Origin of the sequence: Poseidonibacter sp. (assembly GCF_041821165.1) — a bacterium.
GTDB lineage: Bacteria > Campylobacterota > Campylobacteria > Campylobacterales > Arcobacteraceae > Poseidonibacter.
Window position 1 is genome coordinate 1 of sequence record NZ_JBGUES010000071.1, and the last position, 10,611, is coordinate 10,611.

Consider the following 10,611-nt stretch of genomic DNA (forward strand, 5'->3'; position numbering starts at 1 on the left):
GATATAAATAAATATTTAAATTCCTATGTAAAAAATTATACAAAATTAGCAGAAATATTTCATGGAAATACTTATGAGTTTATTGGTGTAGTTACACAAGATATGGCTGAAAAATTATTTAATAAAAGAAATTTAAGTGCAGAAGTAAAGTTATATGCAAATATAAAAGAAACAATAACTTTACAAAATAGTGCAGTTATTCCTCATGAAAAAAATGAACTTCCATCAGCAGTTTTAGGCTGGATGGGTGGAGGATTAATTGAAGTATTAACAAATGATAAAAATGGTCTTAAAACAAAAGAATCTTTTTTTGAAATAAAAGGAGCACTTGAGAATAAAGGACAATTACCTTATCTTCAATCTCAATATGCAATTGCAAAAATTTCACTTGGAACAACAAGTTTATTTGAGTTAATAAGAGTGCGACTTTATCAACTTATACAAAAAAGATATAGATTATGATAATTACAAATCAAGAGTATAAAAAATTTACTTTACCTATTGAAAAAAAATCACATGATGGACTAGATAGATTAGTACATTTAGGTATGGGAAAAGTGTATAAAAAAATAATATTACGAAAACGCTTAAATGAAATTGCTAAAAATATTTATAATAATTCAAAACAACATGCTATGCTAAGTGATGAAGAACTAACAAAAATCATATTAAAATATAAACGTATGTATAAACTTTCTAAAATTGATGATGAAGGTATTTATGATTCTATATCTTCAATTTGTGAAGTTTGTTTTCGAATTTTTGGTTATAGGCCATATTATGAACAAATAATGGGCGCTCTTGGACAATATTATGGGTTTGCAATACAAATGCTTCCTGGGGAAGGAAAAACAATTACTGCTGCAATTTCAGGAGTTATGGCAGGATGGACTGGTAAACCTTGTCATATTATCACGTCAAATGATTATCTAGCTAGTAGAGATGCAGAAATCATGACTTCATTTTACAATGGATGTTTATTAAGTGTTGGTTATGTAGTAGGAGAGATGAAAGATGAACAGAGAATTGAAAATTATAAATGCAATGTTGTTTATGCAACAAGTAAAGAGCTTGTAGCAGATTTTTTAAGAGACCAAATTAGTGATAAAAAAATAAATGATTTTGATAATTTTATTTTTAATAAGTTATTTAATGGAGTTAGTAGTGGCAAACCAAGAGTTATGCAAGGAATTCATACAGCCATAGTTGATGAAGCAGACAGTGTATTAGCAGATGAAGCTTTAACTCCATTAGTTATATCAGAATCAAGCGATAATGAAGTTTTAAAGGAAGCTATATATTGTATTTTTGAATTAATTGAGAAGTTTAAAAATACAATTCACTATAAAGTTGAAGAAGAGTTTAAAGATGTTTCTTTAACGAATGAAGGAAAAATATTATTAGATAATTTAAATGAAGAATTTCCTGTTATTTGGAGAACATATGAAAGAAAAACATTTTTATTAATACAAGCACTAAGTGCAAAAGAATTATATATAAATGGTCGCGATTATATAATTGATGAAGAGAATAAAATAGTTTTAGTTGATGAAAAAACAGGTAGATTAATGCCTGGAAAAAGTTTAAGTGCAGGACTTCATCAAGCAATTGAAGCAAAAGAAAAACTAGAACTTAGTAATCCTACAAAAACAAATATTAAAATGAGTTTTCAAAGATTTTTTAGATTATATACAAAACTTTCTGGTATGAGTGGAACACTTCAAAATATTGAAAATGAATTATGGAGTATCTATGAATTACCAGTAATTGAAATACCAAAAAGAATAGCAAATACTTATATTCTAAAACCTATAGAAATTTTTGAAAATATAGATTTGAAAATTCAAGCTATAATCAATGAGATTATAGAGGTAAACAAAAGAGGACAAGCTATATTAGTTGGAACTACAAGTATTAATGAAAGTGAAAGATTATCAAATATATTAAAATCAAAAGGTATTATTTGTACGACATTAAATGCTAAACATCATAAAGAAGAAGATCAAATAGTAGCAGAAGCTGGTTATTATAAAAGTATAGTAATATCAACAAATATTGCAGGAAGAGGAACTGATATTAAAATAACAGAAGAAATGGAAAAATTAGGTGGCTTACATGTAATAGCAACTCAACTTGCTGATTCAAAAAGAGTTGATTTACAACTTTTTGGAAGAACATCAAGACAAGGTCAAAAAGGTTCTGTTAAAGTTTTTTTATCACTAGATGATAAATTAATAAATAAAAAAATACCTAAAAAAATCTTTCATTACTTAAAAAAGAATATTCATAAAAAATATATAAAAAGAATATCAATTTTATTATATAAGTTTTCTCAAAAAAGTGAAGAAAATAAATCATCGAAATTAAGACTTAAAATGTTACAAAAAGATTATGACTTTAGTAAAAAATTATCTTTTACGAAAACCTTATAGCTTTTCGAAAGGACTTTTAAAGAAAATAAGTAAAAGGTATATGATTTAACCGATATCTAAATCAAGAACAACTAAAATACTCTTTAAAAAGGAAAATAATGAATAAATGTTTTTTACAGGAACGTGTATGAATAAAGATGAAGTTAAATATATACAAGAAGATGAAATAGATTTAAGGGATTTATGGAAAACAATAGTAAAGAGAAAAAACTTTATTATTTTATTTACTTTATTAGTTACTTTAATATCTGTAGTATATGTATTTATTAAAAATCCTATACCAATTTATAGTGGCAATGTAATGGTTGAAATTGGTGAAGGTCGAAGCAATGATACAAATCAAATTTATTTTGATCATAATTCAAATATAAAAAGTATATTAGAAAAAAGATTTGAAGTAGAAGTTTCACTTCCAAAAGGTACAAATAATATACTTATTATTACAAGTAAGAATAAAGATAAAAATATTATAAAAAAAGATTTAAATAATACAGTCTCTGCAATTATTACTAGGCATAAAGAAAAAACTAAATTTTTTGATGATTATATAATGACTAAACAAATCGGTGAAGTTAAAATTAATAATAATGCTATTAACAAACCTAAAAAGAAACTAATTGTTATAGTATCTTTTGTTACTGCATTTATATTATCTATATTTATAGTTTTTTTCTTAGAATTTATTTCTAAAATGAAAGAAGACGATAAAAATACACAAGGTTAAACATTAGTTTTAACCTTGATATTTAAAAGAGTTTACTTGTGTATAAAATACATAACAGTCTCAAAAATGCCTTCCATATAATGAATTAGAAATAGTAATAGTATAATATAAAATTAATGAAATAACACCTTAATATACCATCTCTTTTGGTTTAAAATGGTTTATAGTAATCTTTTATTATTTTATTGAAATAGATGTTTGTAATAATTTTAATATATATTCAGACTCTTTATTACATTTATTATAAATGTCAATCGGAAAATCATTTTCTTCATTTAACTTATTTGACAAATTCTCAATAGTAGAGCTTGAATTAGTATTTATATTTGAAATATCATTTTCACTATTTATAAGTTTTGAGATATTAGAAATATATCCACTTTCAGGAATATCATCTCTAAAATAAGCAAGTAGAGGAATTGCATTAAGAAGTAACGTTTGAGATTCTTGTTCAAGTTTTCTTATATTAATTATTGAGTTTTCAATAAATTTTTCTTTCTCAAATGGTAATTTAGATGAATGTCTTATTTCTTGAATTCCCAAAGGATTTAATTCAAGATATTTTCCGAAAGTATTTATATGAAGATTATAATTAAGAAGTTCTTGATTCTTTTCAAATTCTTTTTCTTTATCCATTTTATTCCAAATATAAGAAACAAATGCAGATACAACAAAAAAAAGTATAATTGAAGTATCATTATCTTTTCCAATACTCCACGAAAAAAATCCAATAAGAAGTATTGTTGTAAATCTTTTTAAATTTTTAAATTTACTTTGATATATGATATATATTAAAATAAAAACTATTATAATTGCACCAATAAAAATATTTCCACTACTAGGTATTAATGATTCCATATAAATCCTATTTATTTTATTTAGATAATAACATAAATATACATCTTTATTTATTAAATTAAATCATTTATTGGTGTATTTATCTAGTCGTCATCTTGGTCTTGAAACCACTTCTCTATCTTATCTACATCATAAGATATTTTTCCACCACTTCTTTTTTGAATATATGGCAAAGGGTTTTCAAGTCTTCCTCTATAACTTTGCTGTGAAGTTCTTCCTAAATTGTATATTTATTCGAACTGTTTAATATTAATATACTTCTTTGCTTGAATTGTGATTATTTCTTCTTCAATTTTTTCAAGTCTGTCATCTTTGTCTTTTTCTTCTAACAAAACATTTAATTTAAGCATTAAGTTTTGATTTTTTTTACTTATATAATTAAACAATTCATTTGCATCTTTAATTCTTTCATCAAACTTAACATTTTCATAAAAATCAGGGTCTGAAAATATTTCTGGGTGAAACTTACTTATATAAGATAAAATGATACTTTCTTATACCAGTTTATATGATAAATAGCGGTTCAAAACGGTTTAAACTTAAAATAATTAGAATTTGTTTTCAATATAAAAGTGCTATTTAATAGGAGGTTATCGTAGTTTTGGAATAAAATACATAACCGTCTCAAAAATGCCTTCCATGTAGTGTCTAATATAAACTTTATACTCTTTTTTTATATCTAATACCATTTCTGGTATTTTATGCCAATCTTGGGCTTTATGGTATATGCAAATTGCTAGAATAGGGTGATATTTTAAAATAGTATTTTTTGCACCTTGGATTGCATCTTGTTCTGCACCTTCTATATCCATTTTTATAAAATCTACTTTTTCATTTATTAAGTTATCTAAAGTATTAATTTCTTCTGCTTGATAATCATGCGCACAATTATCTTGGTTTTCTTGCTTTTTAGTACTTTCTTGTTTTTTATTTCCTAAACCACAATTTATAAACTCAATATTTTTTTCATCAGCAAAATTCTTTTTTGCAATACTTATATGTAAGTTATTTGGTTCAATACAATATATTTTTTTAAAATCAGGAAAGTTTTTTTTGATACTTGGGATTGTATCTCCAATATATCCGCCACCATCTACAAAAACTATATTTTTAATATTTGAAATTAGTTCTTTATCAAAATATTGTTCATCAAAGTTATTTATAAAACCATTCATAAATTCAAAATCATAAGTCATTTTAAAATTTAAAACTTTTGTAAATATTTTTTTTGACTTTTCATCTGCTAAAAGATTATATGTTTTTAAGTACTCTTTTTCATTTTCTAAAAAATCTTCTTTAAAGTCATCCATAAAAGGAGGTTGGGCAAGTTCTAGTTTTGAGAATCTATAAAATGAAAGATAGTTAAAATGAGTATATCCCATTTCATCAAGTTTTATTTTTACTTCAAGAGGACTTCCTGTTACTGCACAAAGAATTATAGAATCTTTAGGAACTTCTTCTATTGGTATGATATTTTTCTTTTTTCTTGAAGACTGAACTCTTGTAAAATCATCAATTATTCCATCAACTTGAATATATTTCAAAATACTTTTTGTTAGTTTATTTATTCCTAAAATGTATTTTTTAACATCTTTTGAATTAATAAATAACTCGCTTAACTCTTTATCTTTTTCATTTATATAATCAAATCCAACTAAATGCAAATCTTACTTCCTCTTTTTTAATTAGTGGAAGTATATCGAATTAACTAAATATTTTCTTGATATTTTTTACAAAAAGTGCAATAGTTTTTTTTAGAGAAAAAGATGATTTTCTTGATCTGTTATTTGACAGTTCGCAGTTCATAAGTATCATTGTATTATATGCCATAATTTATCCTTAATAGTAATATATTATAGTGATTATAATAAGTTTTTATTTCAATGTCAAGAATTTTTATGAATAATAGTAATAAATTATAGAGTTTTTTTAAGAAAGTATAAGTCTAATGAAGAATTAAATAGTGTATGTATTTAATTTTTCATCGACTAATCAATATTTAAATATCTTCAATTAAGACAATATTATTATAATAAAAGTTTATTACAAAATGATTACAAGATTGTATAAATATTAATACATTTTGTAAATCATCATAGCTAATATACATACATACATAATTAAAATATACTTTTTATATGATGACGTTTTTACTATATGTTTTAGTTTAATTCCAAAATAAACCCCAATTAATGAAGATAGACCTATTGTAAGACCTTCTGCATATAACATTTGTCCATGTAATGAGATTGAAATAAATCCTGCAACTGAAGAGAATATTACAAAAAATAGTCCAAGTGCTGTTGCTGATTTTAAATCATAATTCATAAAAGCTATTAAAATTGGTGTTAGCATAATTGAACCACCAACTCCAATACTCATAGCAATAATTCCAATACAAAAACCAATTACAAATAATAGAAATTTATTTTTAGATTTTGTGGTAGTATCTTCATTTGAAGGAGAGTAAAAAATCTTTACAATAGAAAATATTAAAATAATAATAAATAAATATTGTAAGAATTCATTTGAAACATTAGAAATTATATATCCACTTTGAAGACCCCCAACTGAGCCTCCAATTCCTATAATTAATCCATCTTTTAAAACATTTGCTGCTTTTTTATAATTTAAAAAAGAGCCATAACTTGATGAAAATACCATTTGCATAATTGATATAGCAACTGCTTCTTTCATTAGAAATCCAGAAAGTAAAAGCATAGGAACAAGAACCATTCCTCCACCTACACCAAAAAATCCTGAGATAAATCCTGTAAGGACTCCAAATGATATTAAATCAAACATTTAAATTATTTCTTTTTTATAGAATTCATTGCATTAATGAATCTATCATAATCTTCTTCAAGTTTTCTGTCTTTATCACTTACATCAATTCCATCTTGTTCTTTTAAAGCAATCTCTAAAACATGAATTCTTTCAAGTAAATATTTAAACATTTCTTTATTAATATCAGGTAAATCATCGTGTGCTAATTTACAGTTTTTATTATCTCTTTTGATAATTTTAGCAGGAACACCAACAGCAGTAGAATTTTTTGGAACATCACAAACTACAACAGAGTTTGCTCCAACTTTAGAATTTTTACCAATTGTAATATTTCCTAAAACTTTTGCACCACTTCCAATAACTGCATTTGATTTTACAGTAGGGTGACGTTTACCTTTATTTAAACTAACCCCTCCTAATGTAACACCTTGATAAATAAGTACATCATCTTCTACAATGGCTGTTTCACCAATAACTACACCAATAGCATGGTCAATAAATACTCTTCTACCAATAGTTGCACAAGGATGAATATCAGTACTTGTAAGAAAGTTTGATATTCCACTTATTACTCTTGCGATTCTTTTAAAACCTTTTTTGTATAGTTTATTTGAAATTCTATAATTTATTATTGCCCAAACACCTGGATAATTAAACATTAATTCTAAATTTGAGTTTAATGCAGGGTCATTATTTTTAGGAACAAAAAAATCTTCTTTTAATTGAGCCCAAAATGAAATTTTTTCTTCTACTTGCTCATTTTTCTCTTTATTCGTCATTATAACTCCAAATTGTTTTTAGATAAGAGTTTTCATTAAGATATTTTTCAAGTATATCAAATGTATTGTCATCTAAATTTTCTTTAAGTTTTTCTTTTATATCTTGCGTATCATAATCAATATCTTCTAAAATATCTATAATAGTTTGAGATTCAATGATTTTTTCTAATACTACATCTCCATCTTTAAATACAACATTTACTTCTGTAGGATGAGAAAATAAATTATGTTTCATTCCTAAAGTATCTTGATATGCACCTACGTTAAAGAATCCTAAGAAATAATCCTCTTTATTTAAATTTACATCATGTAAATATAAAGGTTTTTCAGAATTAAATGGAAGTTCTCCATCACTATCACAAGTAATATCCCATAAAGATGCACTTCTTGTAGGTTTTTTATCAAGATGCGTTAATGGCATAATAGGAAACTCTTGTTTTATTCCCCAATAATCAGGTAATGATTGAAAAATAGAGAAGTTTAATAAATACTTCTCTTGAATATTTTCATCAAGTTTTCTTAATTCTTGGAAATCATCAATTTCAAGTAATGATATAGCTTTTTTAATAATCTGATGTGTTAATATTTCTGCATTTGATCTATCTTGTAAATCAATATAACCTAAATCAAATAGTGTTAATAAAGATTCCATATGGTCAATTGAATCATGCATATACTCATGTGCTGTTCTTTTTGTAATATCTTTAAATAACTCATTTAACTCATGAATTAAAGGAGGATTTATCTCTTTTAATTTTAAGTGTTCAAGTTCATATTCTGATGAAAATAGTTCTAATACAGGTGTTACAAGCACAGTTGAAGCTGCTGATATAAATCTACCTGATTCTGTAAAAATATTAGGCTCTTCAACACCTTTTTGTTTTGCAATATCTTTTAGTGTAAAAATTACATCACTTGCAAACTCTCTTAATGAATAGAATCTACTTCTTTCATAAGCACTATATTCAACAGCTAAACCACCACCAATATTAATATTATTTAAATTACTAGCACCAAGATTTTTAAGTTCTGCATAAATATGTCCAGCTTCTCTTAAAGCCTTTTTTAAAGGTTTAATAGAATTCATATCAGAACCAATATGAAAATGAATCATAGTTAAAAATTCAATCATATTGTTTTTTTCAACTAATTCGTAAGCTTCAAGAATTTCAGTTGAAGTTAATCCAAACTTAGAATTAATTCCACCACTTTTAGCCCAAATTCCACTTCCACCACTATGAAGTCTAACTCTTAATCCAATATTTGGACAAGGAAGACTTGTTTGTTTTTGTACTTCAATTATTGTTTCAAGCTCATTTAAACCTTCAATAATCAATGTAATATTATGACCCTTACTTCTTGCAATAAAAGCTAAATGAACCATTTCTTTATCTTTAAAACCATTTACAGTAATAGGTGCATTCATATTGTTATATGTCATTGCAATTATAAGTTCTGCTTTACTTCCAGCTTCTAAACCATAATTAAATTTCTCACCACTTTTAATTAAAGGTTGTATAAAAGTAGGTAATTGATTTACTTTTAAAGGAAAAACAGCATTAAAAGAACCCTTATAATTATACTCTTGAATAGTATTACTAAAAGTTTTATATAAAGTACTAATTTGCTTTTTTGTAATATGTGGGAATCTTAAAAGTAATGGCCCTTTAAAATCTTGTTCTCTAACTTCTTGTACGATAGACATTAATGATGGTTTACAATCATAATTCACTTTGGCTAAGCCATTCTCAATTAGGAAGTTATTATCTCCCCAAATATCAATTCCGTAGTTATCCAATATTAAAATTCCTCTAGTTTAAGTGTATATTCTTCTTTTGAATCTATATTTTTTATATAGATTGTTCCTTCGTTTAGCTCTTTCTCACCAATAAGAGCTACTATATTTGCATTAACTTTTTCAGCAAGTTTAAAATGCTTTCCAAATCCTCTTGGAGTATATTCTACTAAAGTTTTAGTTGTTTTTCTTTTTGAATTTGCAGCTTTTAAAACAGTATTTAATGAAGCTTCATCTAAAGCACCCATATATACAATATCTTCTTTAGTTTCTTTCATTTTTACAAGTTCAAGTAATCTTTCAATTCCAATTGCAAATCCAACACCAGCCGTAGGTCTTCCACCTAAAAATTCTACTAATCTATCATATCTTCCACCACCAGCAATTGCACTTTGTGCGCCAATTTCATTTGATACAAATTCAAAAGCAGTTTTTGAGTAATAATCTAAACCTCTTACTAAATTAGTGTCGATTTCATATTCTACACCATTAAAGTCTAAAATTTCTTTTAATTTTTTAAAATCACTATCACAAGATTCACATAAATTATGTGTAATTTTTGGAGCATCTACAAGTTTTGCTTGACAAGTTTCATTTTTACAATCTAATACTCTAATTGGATTTGTGCAAATTCTTACTTGACAATCTTCACAAAGCTCGGTTTTAAAGTCTGTTAAGTGTTGAACTAAACTCTCTTTATATTGAGGCATACAGTTTTGATCACCAAGTGAGTTAAGTTGTAATTTAAATCCAATTTCAAAGAAGTCTAAAATATCTTTAATCATCATAATAATATTTGCATCTTCAATAACTGAATCAACTCCAAATACTTCACAACCAAATTGATGGAATTCTCTTAGTCTTCCTTTTTGAGGTCTTTCGTATCTAAACATTGGTCCATAATAGTACCATCTTTGAGTTCCCCCAGCACGGTCAAGTTTTTTCTCAACAAAGTGTCTAACAACACCAGCAGTACCTTCTGGTCTTAAACAAACTTCATGCTCCCCTTTATCAGTAAAGTTATACATTTCTTTATTTACAATATCAGAACTCTCACCAACAGACCTTTTAAATAAAGCCGTTTCTTCTAAAATAGGTGTCTCCATATATGAAAATCCATATCTTTTAGCAATTGCTGAGGCATTATCAACAAAATATGTAAATAAAGTACTCTCTTCATTTACAATATCTTTCATACCTCTTAGGCTTTGAATATTTTTATTACTCATTTAAAAA

General features: G+C 25.5%; 11 protein-coding genes. 3 read left to right on the top strand and 8 right to left on the bottom strand.

Going from position 1 to position 10,611, the window contains the following annotated elements; translation table 11 throughout:
• The 3 genes from ACERKK_RS07100 to ACERKK_RS07110 all read left to right on the top strand — a co-directional run.
• Positions 1-462, top strand: a 462-nt coding sequence (locus ACERKK_RS07100; RefSeq protein WP_373772386.1) for a hypothetical protein, incomplete at its 5' end; no start/stop codon positions are given.
• Positions 459-2,432 (top strand): helicase-related protein, encoded by a 1,974-nt coding sequence (locus ACERKK_RS07105; protein WP_373772387.1) that lies wholly within the window; start codon positions 459-461, stop codon positions 2,430-2,432. The genes ACERKK_RS07100 and ACERKK_RS07105, both read left to right, overlap by 4 nt.
• Before the next feature lie 127 nt (positions 2,433-2,559).
• On the top strand, positions 2,560-3,156 hold the full coding sequence (locus tag ACERKK_RS07110; protein ID WP_373772388.1) for a Wzz/FepE/Etk N-terminal domain-containing protein: 597 nt from the start codon (positions 2,560-2,562) through the stop codon (positions 3,154-3,156).
• A gap of 177 nt (positions 3,157-3,333) precedes the next feature.
• On the opposite strand, the gene ACERKK_RS07115 is transcribed toward ACERKK_RS07110, so the two are convergent.
• From ACERKK_RS07115 to hisS, 8 genes are all read right to left on the bottom strand, one after another.
• The gene (locus ACERKK_RS07115) at positions 3,334-4,014 is read right to left on the bottom strand and encodes a hypothetical protein (RefSeq protein ID WP_373772389.1); all 681 of its coding nucleotides are present in this window, start codon (positions 4,012-4,014) and stop codon (positions 3,334-3,336) included.
• 230 nt (positions 4,015-4,244) lie between these two features.
• A complete protein-coding gene (locus ACERKK_RS07120; RefSeq protein ID WP_373772390.1) occupies positions 4,245-4,400 on the bottom strand; it encodes a hypothetical protein in 156 nt (51 codons plus the stop codon).
• 204 nt (positions 4,401-4,604) lie between these two features.
• Positions 4,605-5,678, bottom strand: coding sequence for an FkbM family methyltransferase (locus tag ACERKK_RS07125; RefSeq protein WP_373772391.1), 1,074 nt, complete (start codon positions 5,676-5,678; stop codon positions 4,605-4,607).
• 40 nt (positions 5,679-5,718) lie between these two features.
• Positions 5,719-5,844 carry a hypothetical protein gene (locus tag ACERKK_RS07130; RefSeq protein ID WP_373772392.1) on the bottom strand — a complete coding sequence of 42 codons (126 nt, stop codon included), beginning with the start codon at positions 5,842-5,844 and terminating at the stop codon, positions 5,719-5,721.
• Between the two features lie 243 nt (positions 5,845-6,087).
• Complete coding sequence (locus tag ACERKK_RS07135; RefSeq protein WP_373772393.1) at positions 6,088-6,819, bottom strand: sulfite exporter TauE/SafE family protein; 732 nt, start codon at positions 6,817-6,819, stop codon at positions 6,088-6,090.
• Positions 6,820-6,824: 5 nt separating this feature from the next.
• Positions 6,825-7,580 carry a serine O-acetyltransferase gene (gene cysE / locus ACERKK_RS07140; RefSeq protein ID WP_373772394.1) on the bottom strand — a complete coding sequence of 252 codons (756 nt, stop codon included), beginning with the start codon at positions 7,578-7,580 and terminating at the stop codon, positions 6,825-6,827.
• Positions 7,570-9,381 carry a biosynthetic arginine decarboxylase gene (gene speA, locus ACERKK_RS07145; RefSeq protein WP_373772396.1) on the bottom strand — a complete coding sequence of 604 codons (1,812 nt, stop codon included), beginning with the start codon at positions 9,379-9,381 and terminating at the stop codon, positions 7,570-7,572. Before speA ends, cysE begins: the two co-directional genes overlap by 11 nt.
• Positions 9,381-10,604, bottom strand: coding sequence for a histidine--tRNA ligase (gene hisS, locus ACERKK_RS07150; protein WP_373772395.1), 1,224 nt, complete (start codon positions 10,602-10,604; stop codon positions 9,381-9,383). Before hisS ends, speA begins: the two co-directional genes overlap by 1 nt.
• Between the last annotated feature and the right edge of the window lie 7 nt (positions 10,605-10,611).